This is a genomic window from Stenotrophomonas maltophilia group sp. vghtpe118 (assembly GCF_052605195.1).
In genome coordinates, this window is sequence record NZ_CP199672.1 from 887479 (window position 1) to 906149 (window position 18671).

At 68.5% G+C, this 18671-nt stretch carries 18 protein-coding genes; 8 read left to right on the forward strand and 10 right to left on the reverse strand.

All coding sequences use genetic code 11. The features are described 5' to 3' along the window. The first annotated feature begins 62 nt into the window (after positions 1-62). Positions 63-410, forward strand: coding sequence for an RcnB family protein (locus ACUDTM_RS04170; protein WP_021204235.1), 348 nt, complete (start codon positions 63-65; stop codon positions 408-410). Between the two features lie 50 nt (positions 411-460). Here ACUDTM_RS04170 and ACUDTM_RS04175 read toward each other — a convergent pair whose 3' ends face one another. Then, positions 461-778 (reverse strand): hypothetical protein, encoded by a 318-nt coding sequence (locus ACUDTM_RS04175; RefSeq protein WP_439426950.1) that lies wholly within the window; start codon positions 776-778, stop codon positions 461-463. 348 nt (positions 779-1126) lie between these two features. On the opposite strand from ACUDTM_RS04175, the gene ACUDTM_RS04180 reads away from it, so the two are divergent. The 3 genes from ACUDTM_RS04180 (at position 1127) to ACUDTM_RS04190 (ending at position 2980) form a co-directional block, all read left to right on the forward strand. Next, on the forward strand, positions 1127-1759 hold the full coding sequence (locus ACUDTM_RS04180) for a hypothetical protein (protein ID WP_439426951.1): 633 nt from the start codon (positions 1127-1129) through the stop codon (positions 1757-1759). Between the two features lie 119 nt (positions 1760-1878). Further along, entirely contained in the window at positions 1879-2505 is a 627-nt protein-coding gene (locus ACUDTM_RS04185; RefSeq protein ID WP_061479990.1) for a hypothetical protein, read from the forward strand. An 82-nt stretch (positions 2506-2587) separates the two neighbouring features. Beyond that, positions 2588-2980, forward strand: coding sequence for a diacylglycerol kinase (locus tag ACUDTM_RS04190; RefSeq protein WP_439426953.1), 393 nt, complete (start codon positions 2588-2590; stop codon positions 2978-2980). A 50-nt stretch (positions 2981-3030) separates the two neighbouring features. Here the strand turns inward: ACUDTM_RS04190 and ACUDTM_RS04195 are convergent, their stop codons facing one another. Further along, positions 3031-3954 (reverse strand): M14 family metallopeptidase, encoded by a 924-nt coding sequence (locus ACUDTM_RS04195; protein ID WP_072167542.1) that lies wholly within the window; start codon positions 3952-3954, stop codon positions 3031-3033. 146 nt (positions 3955-4100) lie between these two features. Between ACUDTM_RS04195 and ACUDTM_RS04200 the strand changes: the two genes are divergently transcribed. The 4 genes from ACUDTM_RS04200 to ACUDTM_RS04215 are packed head-to-tail and all read left to right on the forward strand — an operon-like array spanning position 4101 to position 8022. Continuing rightward, entirely contained in the window at positions 4101-4754 is a 654-nt protein-coding gene (locus ACUDTM_RS04200; protein WP_005416902.1) for a DUF3348 family protein, read from the forward strand. 10 nt (positions 4755-4764) lie between these two features. Then, positions 4765-7029, forward strand: coding sequence for a DUF802 domain-containing protein (locus ACUDTM_RS04205; protein ID WP_445391183.1), 2265 nt, complete (start codon positions 4765-4767; stop codon positions 7027-7029). After that, complete coding sequence (locus ACUDTM_RS04210; RefSeq protein ID WP_072167539.1) at positions 7026-7664, forward strand: OmpA family protein; 639 nt, start codon at positions 7026-7028, stop codon at positions 7662-7664. Before ACUDTM_RS04205 ends, ACUDTM_RS04210 begins: the two co-directional genes overlap by 4 nt. Further along, positions 7654-8022, forward strand: a complete 369-nt coding sequence (locus tag ACUDTM_RS04215) for a DUF2894 domain-containing protein (protein WP_088496084.1) — start codon at positions 7654-7656, stop codon at positions 8020-8022. Before ACUDTM_RS04210 ends, ACUDTM_RS04215 begins: the two co-directional genes overlap by 11 nt. A 398-nt stretch (positions 8023-8420) precedes the next feature. On the opposite strand, the gene ACUDTM_RS04220 is transcribed toward ACUDTM_RS04215, so the two are convergent. From ACUDTM_RS04220 to ACUDTM_RS04255, 8 genes are all read right to left on the reverse strand, one after another. Then, positions 8421-8867: an REP-associated tyrosine transposase gene (locus ACUDTM_RS04220; protein WP_088496085.1), complete on the reverse strand. Its 447-nt coding sequence runs from the start codon at positions 8865-8867 to the stop codon at positions 8421-8423. Positions 8868-8980: 113 nt separating this feature from the next. Continuing rightward, complete coding sequence (locus ACUDTM_RS04225) at positions 8981-9739, reverse strand: 2,3-dihydro-2,3-dihydroxybenzoate dehydrogenase (protein ID WP_088496086.1); 759 nt, start codon at positions 9737-9739, stop codon at positions 8981-8983. Beyond that, entirely contained in the window at positions 9730-13620 is a 3891-nt protein-coding gene (locus ACUDTM_RS04230; protein ID WP_445391184.1) for an enterobactin synthase subunit F, read from the reverse strand. The genes ACUDTM_RS04225 and ACUDTM_RS04230 overlap by 10 nt, the downstream gene beginning before the upstream one ends. Further along, the gene (locus tag ACUDTM_RS04235; protein ID WP_072167534.1) at positions 13617-13874 is read right to left on the reverse strand and encodes a phosphopantetheine-binding protein; all 258 of its coding nucleotides are present in this window, start codon (positions 13872-13874) and stop codon (positions 13617-13619) included. The genes ACUDTM_RS04230 and ACUDTM_RS04235 overlap by 4 nt, the downstream gene beginning before the upstream one ends. Then, on the reverse strand, positions 13874-14506 hold the full coding sequence (locus tag ACUDTM_RS04240; protein WP_049465418.1) for an isochorismatase family protein: 633 nt from the start codon (positions 14504-14506) through the stop codon (positions 13874-13876). The genes ACUDTM_RS04235 and ACUDTM_RS04240 overlap by 1 nt, the downstream gene beginning before the upstream one ends. Beyond that, positions 14506-16158, reverse strand: a complete 1653-nt coding sequence (locus ACUDTM_RS04245) for a (2,3-dihydroxybenzoyl)adenylate synthase (protein ID WP_227837692.1) — start codon at positions 16156-16158, stop codon at positions 14506-14508. The genes ACUDTM_RS04240 and ACUDTM_RS04245 overlap by 1 nt, the downstream gene beginning before the upstream one ends. After that, the gene (locus ACUDTM_RS04250; RefSeq protein ID WP_072167532.1) at positions 16155-17348 is read right to left on the reverse strand and encodes an isochorismate synthase; all 1194 of its coding nucleotides are present in this window, start codon (positions 17346-17348) and stop codon (positions 16155-16157) included. Before ACUDTM_RS04250 ends, ACUDTM_RS04245 begins: the two co-directional genes overlap by 4 nt. Continuing rightward, the gene (locus ACUDTM_RS04255) at positions 17345-18541 is read right to left on the reverse strand and encodes an MFS transporter (RefSeq protein ID WP_072167531.1); all 1197 of its coding nucleotides are present in this window, start codon (positions 18539-18541) and stop codon (positions 17345-17347) included. The genes ACUDTM_RS04250 and ACUDTM_RS04255 overlap by 4 nt, the downstream gene beginning before the upstream one ends. Positions 18542-18671 lie beyond the last annotated feature (130 nt).

The window sequence follows — 18671 nt, forward strand, 5'->3', positions numbered from 1 at the left end:
CGCTGCCTGCCCTATATTCCCGCCACAGCGCCGCATGCCGCGGCCATGACGGAGGCATCTCCATGAAGACCACACGTTTGCTTGCCATCGCCTTGACCACCGCCACCGCGTTGGCTGCGGCCCCCGCCTTCGCCGATCCGCCGCACCACGCCCGCGGCAACGGCCCGCCGCCGCATGCAGGCGGCCCGCACAACCGCGATGCGCCGCCGCCGGGCTGGCAGAAGAAGGCCTGGCGTCGTGGCGACCGCCTGCCCTGGGCCGAAGTGGACCGCCGCTACTGGGTAGACGACTACGCGCGCTACGACCTGCGCAATCCGGGTCGCGGCCAGCGCTGGGTGCGCCAGTCCGACACCGAGTATCTGTTGGTGGAGATCGCGACCGGCTTGATCATCGACGCGCTGCATCGCTGAGACCTCCTGCGGTGTCCCTCCGCGCGGCAGCACGCCACGTGGAGGGATACTCACGACCGGGGCTGTGACGGTCGGCGGCGCTTGCGCCCCCGACGCTGCACCTGCCTCCGCGGCCGCCCGGCATGCATGCCCTCCCGCAGTGCGATATACGCGCACATCAGCGCTGTGGCAAACAGTCCCATCGCCACCAGTATTTCGAATCCCCGATCACCGAAGAGCAGGCGAATGGAGACCTCCAGTGAGCACAGCCTGCCACAGCGCAGGCCCTGCTCGTTGAAGCCATGGATGAGCACCAGTACGCCCATCAGTCCGCACAACGCCATCAGGGCCAGGCTTGCGATGAAGACGAAAGGTCGATGGATGCGCATGCGTTCGTCGCGGCCTTCTAGGGTGACGTCAAGCGCGACGTTGCGAGCACGCGATCGGAAGCATCCAATTCCACCGACCAGGCTTCGGTATCCAGGCCCAACCGGTTCTCATACCACCATCGCTGCGCACAGAGACCACTGCATTCACGGCTGGCATAGCGGGTAAAGGGAACACCGGCATGCTCCACCACGTCAAGTTGCCCCATTGACAGATCCCCTCCTGCGCCGCGCGCCCGCGCATCATCCGCGCAGACCTTCCTCAACGTCAAACCGGCCTGTTGCGGCGCCCGTCATCCGTGCTGGCGTGCGCCGACCGATGATTCAGGATGAACACAGGGACGCCCGTCGATGGCAGGCAAGAGCCGGAAGGACAGGATCGCGCAGGAGATCGGCCTGTTCATGCAGCAGTACGCGCGCAAGGCGCAGCGCCATGCAGAACCCTGCGACCGGCCGTACGACCGGGGCTGGAAGCGCGGCTCAAGCGCTTGCCGCCCTAAGAAGTGGGTAGGCTGCTTTCCGCAGAGCATGACGAGGATGACCAGCCCCGTTGCATGGGCCAGGCGCGCCATTGTCGTGACGTTCTGTATCGCGCTATGCGCCTGCGGTATGGTGATGGACAGTTCGTTCGACACCCTGCAGGAGGCGCTTGACTCCGACAGGGTGAACAAGGGGTGGATTCCCGGCTGGGTGCCGCAAGCGGCGACCGATCTGCGGGAGGTACATGACCTCGACTCGAACACCAGCGCGCTGGCCTTCACCAAACCCCCTGCGGTATCACTGCAGCTGCCGGCGGATTGCCAGGCAACGACATTCAGTAGCAGCGATCCTGTTGCGTTCGATCGATACTGGTGGCCGGGCGACGGGACGCTCAAGTCGTCGTACCGCGTCTTTCGCTGCGCGCCCGAATCCCGAAAATCCGTCTTCGTCGCCGTCAACACGGCCGAAGACCACGTGCTTTTCTGGCGAACCTACGCGCGCTGATGCGCGAGCGGCACCCCAGGACTTCTCGGTGATCTATTCGATCCGCGATTCACGCAGCCCGGCCGATTGAGCGATCTGTCAGACTGGCGCACACCTTTCGTCCATGCCCGCCAGACCCGATGACCCGCATTGCCGACCTCAGCGCCGACCAGCTCGCGCACCATGCCCTCAACATCTTCATCGCCCAGGGCCGTCACGTCGAAGGTGCGCGGGTGATCTACCGGGCGCTGCAGCTGGACCCGCATCATCCCGGTGCCCTGCGCTGCCTGAGCGATTTCCTGGCCCACGAGGGCACCGAGCCCTTCGCGGCGGCCACGCTGGAGCACGCCCTGTCCGGCGCCGTTCCACTGAATGACGATGCGCGCCGGATGCTGGATGACCTGCGTTTCCTCGACATCTGGTCCTGGGGATTCTCGCGGCACGTCTCTGGCGAAGCCAACCTCAACGGTGATGCCTTCCAGCGGCGCGAGGACTTCGTCTTCGATGGGCCGGCCTATGCGGCCTTCCTCAACACGGTCACCGAGCCGGCCGGTTCATTGCAGGGCGCCTTCCAGGCCGCAGTCCGCATCTGCGGGCTGATGTCCGGCCTGCTGCGCCATGCGGAGAAGGACAATCCGGCGTTCGATGACGTGCTGCGATCCTCCGCCTTCGTCGAGACCGAGGCGTACCCGGCATGGTTGGCCTCGCCGACGGATGAGCTGGACGCCCTCGACCAGGCCATCCAGGCGCAGCGCCAAGGCGGCTGAAGGAAAATCCAACGGGCGTCCGACGCCTTCCCGACGCCTGCCTGCACATCCTGTCGTGAGGTCAACTCATGGCAGGACCGGCATGCAGCCACTTCACCCCAGGGACAGCGGCAAGTACCCGCACGGCAAGACCGGGCTTCGCCGTATCTTCCATACGCTGATCCATTCGCGCGATGGCTTCATTGCCACCTTCCGTGGCGAAGCAGCCTTCCGGCAGCTGTTGCTGCTGCATGCACTGCTGATCGCCACCGCGTTCCTGCTGGACATCAGCAGGGTCGAACGCGCCGTGGTGCTGGCGGCCTGCTTCATCAGCCTGCTGGTGGAACTGCTCAACTCGGCCATCGAAGCGGTGGTCGACCGCATCTCGCTTGACCACCACCCACTATCCGAGAACGCCAAGGACATGGGCAGCGCCGCACAGACCACCGCGCTGCTGATGGTCGGTACGGTGTGGGGCGTGATCCTGCTGGGCTAGCGCACGCCCGACCCGCCGGGCAGGGCCCGGCGCTACCTCGTGTTGATGCGCTACTGCGCCGCCAGGGCGAAATCCAGGCCGGCGCACACCGCCGCCACCTGGGCGTCGTTGCATTCCTGCGGGTTGGTGCGCGGGCTGTCCGGGTAGACCTCGGTGGTGGTGGCAAAGCGTGCGTCGGTGAAGCCGGCGCAGGCGCCGATCGAACGCGACTCGCCCCAGACCACGCCCGGCGACTGCAGCGGCAGGCCGACCAGGTTGCCGTCGGCATCGGCCGGAGCGATGTGGGTGATGGGCGCCACTGCGGCGATCAGGGCCTTCTGGAACTCGGCCTGCGGGTCTTCGCTGTTGCCGATCACATAGAAGCCATCGGGAATCGTGTCGCGCTCGAACGGCTTGCCGTCGCGGGCGCAACGCGCCGGATCGAACTCGTGCAGGTCGCTGTCGGTGGTTTCGTGCAGGTCCAGGTGCACCAGCAGGTTCGGCTTGCGCTCGGCCACCCAGCGCATCAGGGCGGCCGCTTCCTCGATCTGGCCACCGTCACGGAAGCTGCGGTTCGGATCGATCGCATCCGGGTTCCAGCGCTGGATGCGCTCGTAGCCCCACGGGCTGACGCACGGCGCCACGATCAGGTTCAGCCGACCCAGGTAACGCTCGGCCTGCTGTTCCAGGAACTGCAGGGCGCCGTGCACGCCGCTGGTCTCGTAGCCATGTACGCCGCCGGTGATCAGCGCGGTCGGCAGCGCCGGGTTCCAGTCGTGGTTGACCACCGCGAACAGCGGATAATGGTCCGGCGCATAGTCCAGCTGGCCGTACTGGATCACGTCGAAAACGCTGTCGTCCAGGCGTTCGAGGGCGGCCACCACGTCATCGTGGTAGCTGCGCTGGCGCTGCTGGCGGGCCCGCCACTGTGCGCGTTCCACGTCGCCCCAGGGCTGTCCGGGGGTGCCGATCGGGTAGAACTGCGCAACAGTCATGGGGGTACTCCAAGGGTCGAGCGGGTGGATGCAGCCGGACATTCTAAGCCTTGTCGCGCCTGCAGGTACCGCCCCCCACGCCCCGCCTTCATCCAGCCGGGGTCATCTGGCTGTAAAATCAGCGGTTTTTGGCCCCTCACCCCTTGATGGCGAACGCAGCGCAGCCGGTCCTGGGTGGACCGGAGTTCCTCCGCCTGCTCGCCCGTCTCAGCGACGGCGCGATGCCGGCCAGCAGTCCCGCTCTGACCGATCGCCTCGGCCAGTGGGTGGACTGGAGCCGTGCCGTGGCCCTGTCCGGCGCGTTGGGCGGACGCCTGCCCGAGCCCGGCGAAGCTGCCGAGGGGGCCGAGGATGTACTGGCCGACTGCGCCCAGGCCCATGCCAGCCTGCTGGCCTCGATCCGCGAGGACGCCGAGGCCGAGCGCCTGCTGGACCTGGCCGAGGCCGCTGCCGCACCCAACTTCGCTTCGCTGCGCCAGCGCTACCGGGTGCTGCAGCAGGCCATCCAGACCGCCACCGGGCGCCTGCGCGGCCGCCTGCGCGACCAGCTGGTACAGGTCTCGCCGGAGCTGGCGCGACTGGCCGAGGTTGATGCGGTGATGGAACAGACCCTCACCCCGCGCGAGCACAGCCTGCTGGCCACCGCGCCGGCGGTGCTCGGCGCCCGTTTTGAACGCGTGCATGGCCAGCCCGGCTGGCGCGCGGCCTTCCGCCATGACATGCGCACGCTGCTGCTCGCCGAGCTGCAGCTGCGCTTCCACCCGATCGAAGGGCTGCAAGACGCCCTGCGCTCCCACTGACCGGAACACCATGTCCAGAACTGCTCTCCATGTCGTTGTTTTCCTTGTCGGCCTGCTGGCCGTGTGCTGGATCGGCATTGGCTACGTTTCGGTGCATCCGCTGGGTGCAGCGGTGGCGGCAATCATCGCGGCCTGCTACATCGCCGGCGGCGTGGAGCTGTACCGCTACCGCCAGGCCAGCAACGGCCTGCGCGCCGCACTGAACGACCTGTCCAGCGCAAAGGAAAGCCTCGCTCCCTGGCTGGAGCGCGTGCCGGTGGGCCTGCGCAACGCCGTGCGCCTGCGCGTGGAAGGCGAGCGCACTGCCCTGCCCGCGCCGGTGCTGACCCCGTACCTGGTCGGCCTGCTGGTGCTGCTCGGCATGCTCGGCACCCTGCTGGGCATGATGGATACCCTGCGCGGCACTGGCCTGGCCCTGCAGAGCGCCACCGACATGGCCGCCATCCGCGGCTCGCTGGCCTCGCCGGTGCAGGGCCTGGCGGTGGCCTTCGGTACCTCGATCGCCGGCGTGGCCAGCTCGGCGATGCTCGGCCTGTTGGCCGCGCTGCTGCGCCGCGACCGCCTGCAGGCCGTGCAGCAGCTGGACCGCGCCATTGCCGGCGACCTGCACCCGTATTCGCAGGCCTGGCAGCGCGCCGAATCCCTGCGCCTGCTGCAGGCACAGTCCGCCGCGCTGCCGGCGCTGGTCGACCGCCTGCAGGCGATGACCAGCACCTTTGAACAGCACAGTGCGGCCGCCAATGAGCGCCTGCTGGCAGGCCAGGCCGAGTTCCTGACGCAGAGCCAGGCGCTGCAGGAACGCCTGGCCCTGTCGCTGCAGCAGTCGCTGCGCGAAGGTGCCGAAGCCAGTGCCGCGGCCATCGGTGGCGCGCTGCAGCCGATGGCCGAGACCACCCTGGCCGGTCTGGCTCACCATGGCGAAGCGTTGCATGCCCGTGTCGAGCGGGCCGTGCAACAGCAGCTGGCGGGCCTGAGCGACGGTTTCGAACGCAGCCGGGTCGCCACCGAAGCCAGCTGGGCCAAGGTGGTGAGTGAACAGACCCAGGCGCAGCAGGCGCTGGTGAGTGATCTGCGCCAGCACCTGCAGGCCTTCAGCGATGGCCAGGGCACGCATGCCGAAGCGTTGATCGCGCGCATCGGCGAGCGCCTGCAGGCCGATGCACAGAGCAATGCAGACGCCTTGCGTGCCGCCGCCGAGCAGCAGCAGGCCCTCAACAGCGCGCTGGTCGAGCGCCAGCAGCAGGCGTTGATCGCCGCCAGCGAACATCTGGATGCGCGTGCGCAGGCGCTGCTGCAGGCACTGGAACAGCAGCACAGCGCCAACCAGTCACTGCTGCAGGATCATGAAGCGCAGCGCTCGCAGCAGTGGCAGGCCGCGCAGGCCGCCGCCGCGACTGCGCACGCCGAACTGCAGGCCAGCCTGGAAAGCCGCGAGCAGCAGCGCCAAGCGCGCTGGGACGCGGTCAGCGCCGAGTTGCAGCAGGCCCACGCCGCCCTGCAGGCGCAACTGCAGGCTGGCGACGAACAGCGCCTGCAGCGCTGGAGTGATGCCCTGCAGCACGTTTCCACTGAGCTGGCCGAGCGCCTGCAGGCCAATGGCGAACGCCTGGCTGCGCAGCAGCAACAGGTCTGCGACACGCTGGCGGCCACCGCACAGCAGATCGGCGAGAACGGTCGCGCGCAGGCCAGTGCCACGCTGGCCGAAGTGTCCACCCTGCTGCAGACCGCCGCGGCCGCGCCGAAGGCTGCGGCCGACGTCATCAACGAGCTGCGCAGTACGCTGTCCGAAAGCCTGGTGCGCGACAACGCGATGCTGGAAGAGCGCGGCCGCCTGCTGGCCACCGTGCAGACCCTGCTCGATGCGATCAACCACGCATCGCACGAACAGCGCACCGCGGTGGACGCACTGGTTGGCGGTTCGGCCGAGCTGCTGGAGCGTGTCGGCAACCGCTTTACCGATCATATCGCCGCCGAGACCGGCAAGCTGGATGGCATTGCGGCAGCACTTACCGGCAGCGCGGGTGACGTCGGCCAGCTGGCCGGCGCCTTCGGTGAAGCGGTCGCGCAGTTCGGCAGTGCCGCCACCGAGCTTTCCGGCCGCCTGGAACAGATCGGTGGTGCACTGGATGCCTCGCTGGCCCGAAGCGATGAGCAACTGGCTTACTACGTAGCGCAGGCGCGCGAGGTGGTCGACCTCAGCCTGCTGTCGCAGAAGCAGGTGATGGAAGAACTGCAGCAGCTGGCCACACGCCGCGGCAAGGCCGGCAGCGCATGAGCGACGAGCTGGAGGTCGATGGCGGCTCGCACGCGCCGATCTGGGCCGCCTTCGGCGACCTGATGTCGGTGCTGCTGGGTGCGTTCGTGCTGATCCTGGTGGGTGTGGTCGCGGTGCAGCTGGAGCTGTCGCAGCGGCTGGAGCAGGAAGTGAAGCAGCGCCAGGCCGAGGCCAAGCGCCTGCAGACGCTGGAGCAAGCGTTGGCCGGACCGCTGGCGGCCGGCCGCGTGACGCTGGTGAATGGCCGCATCGGCATCAGCGGCAGCGTGCTGTTCGCGCTCAACTCCGACCAGCTGCAGCCGGAAGGCCAGGAGCTGCTGCGCAGCCTGGCCGCACCGCTGGCCGCCTATCTGGGCAGCCGCGAAGAGATCCTGATGGTCAGCGGCTTCACCGACGATGCGCCCGTGCGCGAAGGCAACCGCCGCTTTGCTGACAACTGGGAGCTGTCCGCGCAGCGCTCGCTGACCGTGACCCGCACCCTGATCGCCGATGGCGTACCGGCCGACGCCGTGTTCGCCGCCGCGTTCGGCAGCGAGCAGCCGGTCAGTTCCAACGCCAATGAGGAAGGCCGCGCGCGCAATCGCCGCGTGGAAATCGCGCCGATTCCCAAGCCCAAGGCGGCGGATGGCAAGTAAACCGCCCGCCCTGGAAGGCCTGCGCGCATTGGTGCGTGACCTCGATGCGGGGTCGCGCTCGCTGCCGCATTACCCGCAGGTGCCGATGCTGCAACAGGTGCAGCGCGAATGGTCGGAGCTGCGCAGCGAACTGCAGGTGCGCCGCTCGCTACGCGCCGAGGCCCCGGCCGATGGCGGCCCGCTGAACTCGGCGGTACTGGTGCAACGCATGCTCGACATGATGCAGGCCGCCAGCCCCGGCTACCTTCGCCACTTCATCGACTATGTGGACACCTTGTCCTGGCTGCAGGCGCTGCAGGACAGCGCCGCCAGCGGCGGTGATACCACAAAGCCAAAGCGTACGCGCAAGCCGCGCTGAACACTGAATGGTAGTGCCGGTCGCCGGCCGGCAGCTACGCATCTCTGCGCAGGTCATGTGGTTGCCGGCCAGCGGCCGGCACTACCATCGAGGGTGCTCTGTGCGCCGGAACGCGATCTGCGCTGCGCGTCGGCTCTGCTGTGGTAGTGCCGGCCGCTGGCCGGCATCACATCCAGGCCGACCACGGCCGAAGCGCGCGCAGGCGGCGCTGAACAGCGAATGGCCGCGCTGAACATTGAATGATGGTGCCGGCCGCTGGCCGGCAGCTACGCATCTCTGCGCGGGTCATGTGGTTGCCGGCCAGCGGCCGGCACTACCATCGAGGGTGCTCTGTGCGCCGGAACGCGATCTACGCTGCGCGTCGGTTCTGCTGTGGTGGTGCCGGCCGCTGGCCGGCATCACATCCAGGCCGACCACGCATAGGGATACTCGCCAATCTGTCCAGCGAGACCGGCGCGTACCGGATTCCCCAGGATGTACAACGCCTGCCGCGCCAGCGACTCTTCGGTCCTCAATGCATGATCGAAGTAGCCGGGCTGCCACACCGTGCTTCGACGGCCCGCCAGGCGATTCAGGGCAAGCGCGCTCGACGACTTCATCCGGCGCGCGATGTCGGGAAGGTCAGCTGCACGCAGCTCGAACATCCAGTGGACGTGATCCGGCATGACGACCCATGCGTGTGACCGTACGAGCCCGCGCTGTTCGATGTAATGGAACTGGTCGATTACACATGCTGCTGCAGCTTCGCTTTCAAAGAGCCGGCGGCGCTGGTGGGTCGTGGTTGTCAGGACATAGGCCTGGCCGATGATCGAGTGACGGCCCAGGCGGAGGCGATGGCTGCTCATGCGCCATGGTGGGTCGATCATTGGGCGTTGGCTGTCAGGCCAAGCCTCGATGGGGGTTGGGAGATGTCTGAAGTTGAATGAGGTTGACGGCCAGCGGCCGGCACTACCAGACCTCAGCCGCGCAGGGTGGCGCCACCGTCCACGTACAGGTCGCTCATCGCTACGTGCCCGGCCTGCTCGGAGAGCAGGAACATCACCGAGTGCGCGATGTCCTCGGGGGCGGCCAGCTTGCGCAGCGGAATGCCGGCCTTGTAGGTCTCCAGGTTGCCGGCGATCACCCGTTCGGCGCCGTGCTCGTCCTGCCACATGCCGGTCTGCATCGGGGTCAGCGTCGAGCCCGGGGCGACGATGTTGCAGCGGATGCCCAACGGCGCCAGCTCCAGCCCGAGGCAGCGGGTGAACATCGTGGCGGCGGCCTTGGATGCCGCATAGGCGGCCATGCCATGCCTCGGCACACCGGCCGCATTCGAGCTGACGGTAACCATCGCGCCCTGCCCGCGCGGCGACATCACCCGCGCCAGGGCACGCCCGACATGGAACACCCCGTCGGTGTTCACCGCGAACACCCGGCGCCAGTCGTCATCGCCGGTCTCGGTCACGCCGCCCACATGCAGCACACCGGCCACGCTGGCGCCCAGCATGATCGGCCCGATGCTGGACTCGACCTGATCCACCAAGCCGTCCACGGCGGCACTGTCGGTCACGTCGAGTGCGAAGGTATGCACACGCACATCTGCCGTAACAGGCGCCTCGCGATCGGTCGCCACCACGGTGCAACCGGCCTCGGCCAGTAACCGTACCAGTGCCTCGCCGATGCCGCCGGCAGCGCCGGTGACCAGCGCCACGCGGCCTTCAAAGCCGGTCAACTGCATGTTGCGATCTCCTGTTGCTCGTCCCATTGGCGCAACCGCGCCGACAACCACGGCGCCAGCTGCGCCACCGCATCGCGGCCGGTCAGTTCTGCATGCAGGAACGGCAGTTCCAACGACTGCACCCTACGCGCGTGTGCCCGCCACAACGCCGACTGCAACTGTGGCCGCGCCGGGTGATCCCGGCCCGCACGCACATGCACCAGCGTGCCATCGAACGGCCGGTGGATATGCTCACGGATCAGTCGATTGGTGCCGGTCACGGCGCGCACCACGCCATCCAGCACGACATCCGGCAGGCTACCCAGCGCACTGCCACCACGACGCAGGAACGCGAGGATGCGCTCCCGGCTGTCCAGTTCCGGATGCGCATCCGGGTCATGCCCGGCAATCGCCAGCAGTGCCCGCAATGCGGCGATGGCATCGGGTTCCGGCTCGGCCCGCCAGCACTCGCTGGGATAGGCGTCCAGCAGTACCAGTTCGCCGACCTCGCGCCTGATCTCATGCAGTCGCACCGCCATTGCCTGCGCGAGGATGCCACCCACCGACCAGCCCAGCAGGTGTACCGGCCCCTTTGGCTGCAATGCAACCACGCGCTGTACGTAGTCGCTGGCCATCGCCTCGATGCTGCTCGGCAGCGGCTGCCGCGCGTCCAGTGCCGGCGACTGCAGGCCATATACCGGGCGTGCCGGCTGCAGTGCCCGGGCCAGGGTGCGGTAGTTCCAGGCGATGCCGCCGGCCGGGTGCAGCACGAACAGCGGCGTAGGCCCGGCAGCGTCGGTCGCGGCCAGCGCGATCACCGGCCCCAGTGCGTGATCGGCCAGCGCGGGTGGCTCGGCAATGCGAACCGCCAGCGCGGCCACGGTGGGCTGGGCAAACAACGCCCCCAGACCGAGATCGCAGCGCCAGCGCTGTTCGATCGCCAGCAGCAGGTGCACCGCCGACAGCGAGTCACCGCCGAGACTGAAGAAATCCGCATCCACCGCCACCGGCGCTTCTCGCCCGAGTGCCTGGGCAAACAGCGACGCCAGCTCCTGTTCCAACGGCGTGCGCGGCGCCAATCCGGCGACCTCATGTTGTGATGGTTTCGGCAACGCGTTGCGGTCGAGCTTGCCGTTGGCGGTCACCGGCCAGTGGTCCACGCCGACAAACGCCGAGGGCACCATGTAGTCCGGCACACGCGTGGCCAAATGGCTGCGCAGCATCACGGCATCGGCAAGCGCAGTCGGCACATACGCCACCAGACGCGCGTCGCCGGGCGCATCCTGGCGCAGCAGCACTTCCACCCGCTCCATGCCCGGCAGTTCGCGCAAAGCCGCCTCGATCTCGCCCAACTCGATGCGCAGGCCGCGCAGTTTCACCTGATGGTCGCTGCGGCCCAGGTACTCCACCGCGCCATCGCTGCGCCAGCGCGCTATGTCGCCGGTGCGGTAGATGCGCTCGCCCGCCAGGAAAGGATCGGCAAGGAAGCGTTCGGCAGTCAGGTCCTCGCGACCGAGATAGCCGCGCGCCAGCTGCACACCGCCCAGATAAAGGTCACCGGCCACACCGACCGGCACCGGCTGCATCCGCGCGTCCAGCACGTAAAGTCGGGTATTCCAGACCGGGAAGCCGATCGGCACCGGCCGCGATCGATCCTGCGCCGACGCCGGCCAGTAGCTGACGTCCACCGCGGCTTCGGTCGGGCCATACAGGTTGTGCAGCTCGGCGTGCATGCGCGCGTGGAAGCGGTCGCGCAACGCGGCGTCCAGCGCCTCGCCACTGGTGAATACCCGTCGCAGCTGCAGGCCTTCGGAGGCCGGTGCAGCGAGGAAGGCATCGAGCATCGACGGCACGAAATGCGCCGTGGTGATGCCATGCCCGCGGATCAAGCGGGCCAGTTCAGTGGGGTCGCGATGCGCATCGGGCCCGGCAATCACCAGCGTTGCCCCGCACAGCAACGGCAGGAAGAACTCCCAGACCGACACATCGAAGGTGGCCGGGGTCTTCTGCAGCACGCGGTCATCGGCGCGGATGCCGTAGTGCTCGCGCATCCACAGCAGGCGGTTGACGATGGCGCGGTGTTCGATGACCACGCCCTTCGGCTCGCCGGTCGAACCGGAGGTGTAGATCACATAGGCCGCATCGCTGGGCGCCGGATCGGCCCAGGGCGCAGCGAAGCTCAGCGCGGCCCACTGCTCCGGCGCGAGCACCGGTACGCCGGCCGTGCGCGCCGAAATCTCCGCCGCAGCCAGAACGCACACCGGCTGCGCCGAGGCGAAGATGCGCGCCAGCCGCTCGTCGGGATGGGCGAGGTCCAACGGAAGATAGGCCGCGCCTGCACGCAGCACCGCGACCAGCGCGATCACCAGCTCCAGCGAGCGCGGCAATGCCACCGCCACCACGCTGCCCGGGCCGACATCCATTGCCCGCAGCTGTGCCGCCAGCGCGAAGCTGCGCGCTTCCAGCGTCGCGTAATCCAGCGTCGCATCGCCGAACACCAGCGCAGGCGTGTGCGGGTCCCGATCCATGCCCTGCTGCAGCAATTCAACCAAGGTGGTCTCAGGAAGCGCGTGCGCGGTGGCGTTGAAACCCTGCAGCACCTGTTGCGCCTCCATGGGCGTCGCCAAGGGTACGGTTTCGATATCGTCAGCCTGCAGCGCCGCCGACACGAAATGCAGCAGCCTCACCGCGTGCGCCTCGACATCCTCGCGACTGTACAGCGCGGGATTGGCCTCGATCTCCAGATCCAGCAGGTGCTGGCCATCGCCACGGAAACCCAGCGCCAGGTCATCCACCGGCCCGGTGCACAGCACCTCCAGCGTCGCCTGCACGTCGGTCAGCGCCAGCGGCCTGTAGAACGGCTGCACGTTCACCAATGGACCATGCAGGCGCTGCTGCGTGCCGACCAGGCCCAGGTCCCGGCGCAGCTGCTCGCCCCGGTAGCGGCCGTGCCTGCGGCCTTGACTGAGCTGGCGACCCAGGCCCCGGGCAAAGGCCTCGACGCTGCCCTCGCCGGCCGCCACGCGCAGCGGCAACACATTCATCACCATCGCCGGCACCCGCGCCGACGCGTTGCCCAACCGCCCCATGTAGGGCACGCCCAGCACCACTTCATCGGCGCCACTCATCCGCCGCAGGTACTCGGCCGCCAGCGCGACCAGCACATCCGGCCAGGGCTGCAGCCAACGCACCGAAGCCTGCAGCAACAGCTCACGGAATGCCGCATCGAGCGGCTGCACCCAGCGCAGCGCGTCGTCACTGGCCGCGAGCGTGCCGGCCAGGCCTGCACCTGCCGGTGCGCCCTGCATGTGCTCGCGCCACCACTGCCCGGCCTGCACGCGGCGCGGATCGGCACGAAACGCGGCATCATCGGCCAGCACGCCCGCCAGCCCCGGCAGTGACTCACCGGTACGACCGGCATACAACGCGCACACCCGATCAGTGAACAGCGCCATGCCGTAGCCATCGGCCGCCAGATGATGCACGCGCAGGTACCAGACCCAGCGCAGGCCACCCAGATCGAACAGTACCTGCTGGCTGATCCGGTCGCGGGCGGGATCGACCGGGCTCAGCCGGTCGGCGTGCATCAGGTTGCGTGCCGCAGCGGCGGGATCCGCCTCGGTAGAAACATCGCGCACCGAAAGCAACGGCACGTGTGCCGGGTCATGCCACTGTAGTGGCTGGCCATCGGCACCTTCGGCAAAGCGCAATGCGAAAGCCTCGGCCTCGCGCGCAGCCTGGTCTGCGGCTGCGACGAACGCGGCCACGTCCAGCGGGCCGTCGATCCATACCGCGTGCGCGGTATTGAATGACGGATTGTCCGGTGCCAGCCGCTGTGCGAACCACAGCCCCGCCTGGGCCTCGGTCAACGCCACCGGCGTGGCCAGCGCTGCGGCGTTCATGCGTTCTGCGCGGCCTGCAGTTGCTGCACCACACCCCACCACCGGCGCAGCGTGGTGTGCTCGGCCAACTGCGAGAACTCCAGCGGCAGGCCAGTGTTGCCCCACGCCAGGACCAGGCCGAGCATGCGCATTGAATCCAGATCCAGGTCGATCAGGTTGTCGTCGTCCCCGATCTCGGCCGGCGTGCACTCCAGCACGCGCGCCACGTCGGCGCGCATCCGCTCCAGATCCAGCGCCTCACCCATGGCAGCCATCACAGCACCTCCAGCAGCTGATCGGTGGTCATCGGCACACCACAGGTGCGCGCGATCCAGTGCAGCGCCTGATCGTGATCGGCACGCGAGAAGTCCGCCACCGCATCGGCGGCGATGAAGGCCTCGATGTCACGCTGGAAGGCCTCGACGACGGTCGCGGTACAGCCGATATGGGCGTACACGCCGGTCACCAGCAGCTGATCACGCCCACGTACCCGCATCAGCGTCTCCAGGTTGCTGCGCTGGAAGGCGCTATAGCGATGCTTGACCAGCACATGCTCGCCCGGCTGCGGCGCCAGCGCCTCGATGATCGGCTCATGATCGGCGCTGCGACGCATGCCCGGTCCCCACAGGTCGGCCTGAAGGCCGCGGTCGCGACGGTCCTGGTCACCGTGCTGGGCGGTGTAGAACACCGGAATGCCCTGCGCGCGGCAGTGCGCCAGCAGGCGCACGATGTTGTCCACCGCCGGCCGCAAGGGCGTGCTGCCGGCGTCGAATGCCGCCAGGAAGTAGCGTTGCATGTCGTGCACCAGCAAAGCCACACGATCGCGCTGCGGGCGCCACGGGCCACGCGCCTGCGGTAGTTCGGCGGCGGTCGGCAAGGGATAGTCGGTGATACGGGGCAGCGCCATCAGCGCGTTCCTCCTGTCTGTTGCAGATGACGCGCACGCAGCTGCGCGCGCAATTCGCGGCGGCTGATCTTGCCGACCGCCGTGGTATTGAAACTGTCGACGAACACGATCTGGTCGGGCACCTTGAACGCCGCCAGGCCGCGCCCGCGCATCCAGGCCTTCAGTGCCGGCGCCTTGAACGGTTCGCCCTGCGGGATCACAAAGGCGCAGCTGCGCTCGCCCAGGTACTCGTCGGGAATCGAGACCACGGCCGCATCGAACACGCCCGGATGTGCCAGCAGGTGGTCCTCTATCTCTTCAGCAGAGATTTTCTCGCCCGCCCGGTTGATGTGGTCACCCGCACGCCCCTGTACCACCAGGTAGCCCCCGGGCAGCTGCTGCACGCGGTCACCGGTACGGTAGAAGCCGTCATCGGTGAACGAGCGCGCATTGGCCACCGCATCGTTGTGGTAGCCACGGATGGTGTACGGGCCACGGGTGAGCAGATGCCCCACCTCGCCTTCGGCCACCGGCTGGTCATGGTCATCGACCACGCGCACTTCGTCGTCCGGACTGATGGGCCGACCCTGGCAAGCCACGATCAGGTCCTCCGGATCATCCAGCCGCGTGTAGTTGACCAGGCCTTCGGCCATGCCAAACACCTGCTGCAGCGTGCAGCCAAGGCCGTCGATCACTCGCCGTGCGGCTTCCGGCACCAGTTTGGCACCGCCCACCTGCAGCACCTGCAGGCTCGACAGGTCATACTTGCTGGTGGCGGCGGCCTGCGCCCACAGCAGCGCCAGCGGCGGCACCAGGCCGCAGCAGGTCACCCGCTCCCGTGCGATCAGCGGGAATGCGGCGTCCGGCCCGGGGCCGGGGCTGAGCACCACGCGGGCACCGGCATACAACGCGCCGAAGAAGCCGGGCGAGCTCATCGGGAAATTGTGCGCGGCCGGCAGCGCGACCAGGTAGACGCTGTCGCGGTCGATGCCGCAGATTTCATTGCTGGCACGGAACGAATAGATGTAGTCGTCATGCGTGCGTGGAATCAGCTTGGACAGCCCGGTGCTCCCACCGGAAATCTGCAGGAACGCCACCGACTGCGGGTCCGGATCGGGCGGCAGCTGGCTGCGGTCACCCTGCAGCGCCTCCAGCGCGATGAACTCCGCCGCATCGCCGTCGATCACCACATGGCGCACTGCCGGGGCCTCGGCCTGTAGTGCCCGCGCCAGCCCGCGATGATCGAAGCCATCGTGCAGTGGCGTGGTGATGTAGGCACTGGCTTCGGCCTTATTGGCGAAGTGCGCCAGCTCGGTGATGCGGTGCGCCGGCAGCGCGTACACCGGCACCAGGCCGGCCCGGAACAGGCCGCAGACCGTGGTGATGAAGCCTGCGGTGTTGCCCAGCTGCACCAGCACCCGTTCGCCAGGCTGCAGGCCCAGCGCCAGCAGGCCTGCACCGATCCGCCCGGCCTCGTGCCACAGCTGCGCATAGCTCAGGCGCACGTCGCCGGCGACCACCGCGATGTCATCGGCATAGCGTTCTGCACGTTCGCGCAGGAACGCCGGAAAGGTCTCGCCACGCCAATGACCGGCCTCGCGATAGCGCGCGATCAGGTCATCCGGCCACACCTGCTGCAGTGCCAGGCGGGAAGCGTCAGTGGAGGTAGTCATGCGGCAGGCTCGATCGCAGGCGCGGATTCATGGACACCCAACGCATTCAGCAGGGCAGCGAACTTCGCAGCGGTCTCGGCCACCTCGGCCTCGGGCTGCGAGTCGGCAACGATGCCGGCGCCGGCGAACAGGCGCAGCTGCATTCCCTGCAGGCGTGCGCAGCGGATTGCCACATACCAGTCGCCGTCACCCTGCGCGTCCAACCAGCCCACGGCGCCGGCATAGAAGCCGCGCGGTACCGGTTCCAGTTCGCGTATGCGCTGCAGCGCCGCCAACCGCGGCGTACCGCAGACGGCCGGCGTGGGATGCAGCTGCGCCAGCAGCTCGGCCGCCGATGTCTGCGGATCCTTCAGGGTGGCATGGATGCGGGTACCCAGATGCCACATGCTGGCGGTGGCATGCAGCGCCGGCCGCGGCTGTGCATCGATGTGGCTGCAGTACGGCGCCAGGCCGTCGACGATGGCCTCGACCACATGGCGGTGCTCGTCGTGGTCCTTGGTCGAGGCCAGCAGCGCCTGCGCGGCCTGCTCGTCCTCGGCAGCATTGGTGCTGCGCCGCGCGGAGCCCGCCAGCGGGTGCGACAACAGCTCGGCGCCGCGCTTGCGCAGCAGCAATTCCGGGGTTGCCCCCACCAGCCAGGCGGGCGCCTGACCCGGCGCCACCGGCAACGGCACCGCGTAGGTCGCCACCGAAGGATCCGCGCCCAGGCGGGCCAGCAGAACCTCCGGGGAAAGTGACTGCCGCGTGCGTGCCAGCAGGCTGCGCGCCAGCACCACCTTCTGGAGGTCCAGTTCGGGCGCGCGCAATGCCTGCACCGCCGCAGCCACCGACGCCGCGTACGCCTGCGCCGAAGGCTCGGCCTGCAGGGCACCCTCCAGCGCTGGCGCGGCCTGTGGCTGCAACGGCAGGGCCGGCAGCAGGCGCTCGGGCTGGTACAACGCGTCGTCCGCACGGGGTTCGAAAGGGACTGCGCCGACCAGCAGGCCCGGCCCACCGCGCTGCTGCTCGAAGAAGGACGCAACGCGCTCTGCCAACGTCGCCAGCGCACCGGCCGGCAGCGTGGCGCGGCAACCGCGTGCGTGCACGTGCTGGCCAGCGTGCCGCAGGAGGAACAGCGACGCGTCGTCGCTGCTCTCCTGCGGCGCGGGCGCGGCCTCCGGCCACGCGCCCTGCATCAGGGAATCGTTCATGGGGTCTCCTTCATCCGATGCGCTGCAGCCAGCGCGCACAGCAACAGCAGCAACGCGCCGACCAGGAGGTATGGCAGGCTGGGCCCGCCGCGATACACCAGCGTGCCGAGCATCGGCCCGGCCACCATGCCCAGTCCCTGCGCGGCAGCGACAGTACCGGCGGCGGCGCCCTGCTCGTGCGCCTCCACCGCGTCGGCGGCCAACGCCTGGAACGAAGGGAATACGAAGCCCATGCCGAATGCAGCCAGTGCGTAGGCCGCAGGCAGTTGCCAGGCCTGCTGCACGCCCGCCACCGAAGCAAAGCCGATGCCTGAGATCACGGCGCCGAGGACGATCCAGCGCCGCGGATGAACCTCCAGCTTCATCACCAGCGCCTGCGCCAGGATCAGGCCAACGCCGACCGCCGTCAGCGCGATGCCGGCCATGCGCGCACCGGCCGCCGCATCCAGTCCCAGCCGATCAATCGCGAAAAAGCCCACCGTCACCTGCGCGATGGTCACCGAGACCATGGCGGTGAACGCCGCCAGCTGCGGCAGGCGCAGGCGCGGGTCGAGGCACCTCATCGGCGCGCGGCGCTGGGCGGAAACGCCCATCACAGGCGGTGTGGCCGGCAGTCGCCAGGCCAGCAGCGCCAACGCCAGCAGTGGCAACAGTGCGGCTACATACAGCGCCAGCGACAGGTTCGTATAGGCCAGCCAACCCGCGGCAGCCGGGCCCAGCACCATGCCCAGTGCGTTGGCGCTGCCCAGGCGGGCGAGGAACTTCGCACGTTGCCCAGTCGGCGCCTTGTCGGCGATCAGCGCAGCTGCGGTAGGAGGCACCGCTGCGTAGAAAAGGCCGATCAGGCCGCGCGCAGCAACCAGCACCAGCACTGACACCAGCACCGGCGGCACTGCCTGCAGGGCCACGTCGATGAACACCGCCAGCGCGATGTAGACCACGGTGTAGGCACTCATCGCCAGCATCAGCACACGCTTGCGGCCGATGCGGTCGCTGAGCTTGCCCCAGGGGCGCGCGGCCAGCATCCACAACACGCCTGCGGCGGTGACTGACAGCCCGGCATGCCACTCGGACAAACCGAGCATGCGGACCACCGGGCCGATCACGGCGACGAAGGACATCATCGCCATGGTGCCGATCAGGGCAGCCAACACCAGCGCCGGCAAGCCGGGAACGACGGGACGTGCGTGCATGAAACACCAGCCGTAACAGGGAAGGATTGGCCGGACGCGCCTGCGCGCCCCACCCGGCACCGACCCTGCTAAGGGCCAGATGCCACCCTTAAATGATAACGGCTCGTATTTGCATTTGATACCCATTCTC

Coding starts and splice junctions, on each gene's coding strand:
- ACUDTM_RS04170 (WP_021204235.1), top strand. CDS start 63: ATGAAGACCACACGTTTGCTTGCCATCGCCTTGACCACCGCCACCGCG.
- ACUDTM_RS04175 (WP_439426950.1), bottom strand. CDS start 778: ATGCGCATCCATCGACCTTTCGTCTTCATCGCAAGCCTGGCCCTGATG.
- ACUDTM_RS04180 (WP_439426951.1), top strand. CDS start 1,127: ATGGCAGGCAAGAGCCGGAAGGACAGGATCGCGCAGGAGATCGGCCTG.
- ACUDTM_RS04185 (WP_061479990.1), top strand. CDS start 1,879: ATGACCCGCATTGCCGACCTCAGCGCCGACCAGCTCGCGCACCATGCC.
- ACUDTM_RS04190 (WP_439426953.1), top strand. CDS start 2,588: ATGCAGCCACTTCACCCCAGGGACAGCGGCAAGTACCCGCACGGCAAG.
- ACUDTM_RS04195 (WP_072167542.1), bottom strand. CDS start 3,954: ATGACTGTTGCGCAGTTCTACCCGATCGGCACCCCCGGACAGCCCTGG.
- ACUDTM_RS04200 (WP_005416902.1), top strand. CDS start 4,101: ATGGCGAACGCAGCGCAGCCGGTCCTGGGTGGACCGGAGTTCCTCCGC.
- ACUDTM_RS04205 (WP_445391183.1), top strand. CDS start 4,765: ATGTCCAGAACTGCTCTCCATGTCGTTGTTTTCCTTGTCGGCCTGCTG.
- ACUDTM_RS04210 (WP_072167539.1), top strand. CDS start 7,026: ATGAGCGACGAGCTGGAGGTCGATGGCGGCTCGCACGCGCCGATCTGG.
- ACUDTM_RS04215 (WP_088496084.1), top strand. CDS start 7,654: ATGGCAAGTAAACCGCCCGCCCTGGAAGGCCTGCGCGCATTGGTGCGT.
- ACUDTM_RS04220 (WP_088496085.1), bottom strand. CDS start 8,867: ATGAGCAGCCATCGCCTCCGCCTGGGCCGTCACTCGATCATCGGCCAG.
- ACUDTM_RS04225 (WP_088496086.1), bottom strand. CDS start 9,739: ATGCAGTTGACCGGCTTTGAAGGCCGCGTGGCGCTGGTCACCGGCGCT.
- ACUDTM_RS04230 (WP_445391184.1), bottom strand. CDS start 13,620: ATGAACGCCGCAGCGCTGGCCACGCCGGTGGCGTTGACCGAGGCCCAG.
- ACUDTM_RS04235 (WP_072167534.1), bottom strand. CDS start 13,874: ATGGCTGCCATGGGTGAGGCGCTGGATCTGGAGCGGATGCGCGCCGAC.
- ACUDTM_RS04240 (WP_049465418.1), bottom strand. CDS start 14,506: ATGGCGCTGCCCCGTATCACCGACTATCCCTTGCCGACCGCCGCCGAA.
- ACUDTM_RS04245 (WP_227837692.1), bottom strand. CDS start 16,158: ATGACTACCTCCACTGACGCTTCCCGCCTGGCACTGCAGCAGGTGTGG.
- ACUDTM_RS04250 (WP_072167532.1), bottom strand. CDS start 17,348: ATGAACGATTCCCTGATGCAGGGCGCGTGGCCGGAGGCCGCGCCCGCG.
- ACUDTM_RS04255 (WP_072167531.1), bottom strand. CDS start 18,541: ATGCACGCACGTCCCGTCGTTCCCGGCTTGCCGGCGCTGGTGTTGGCT.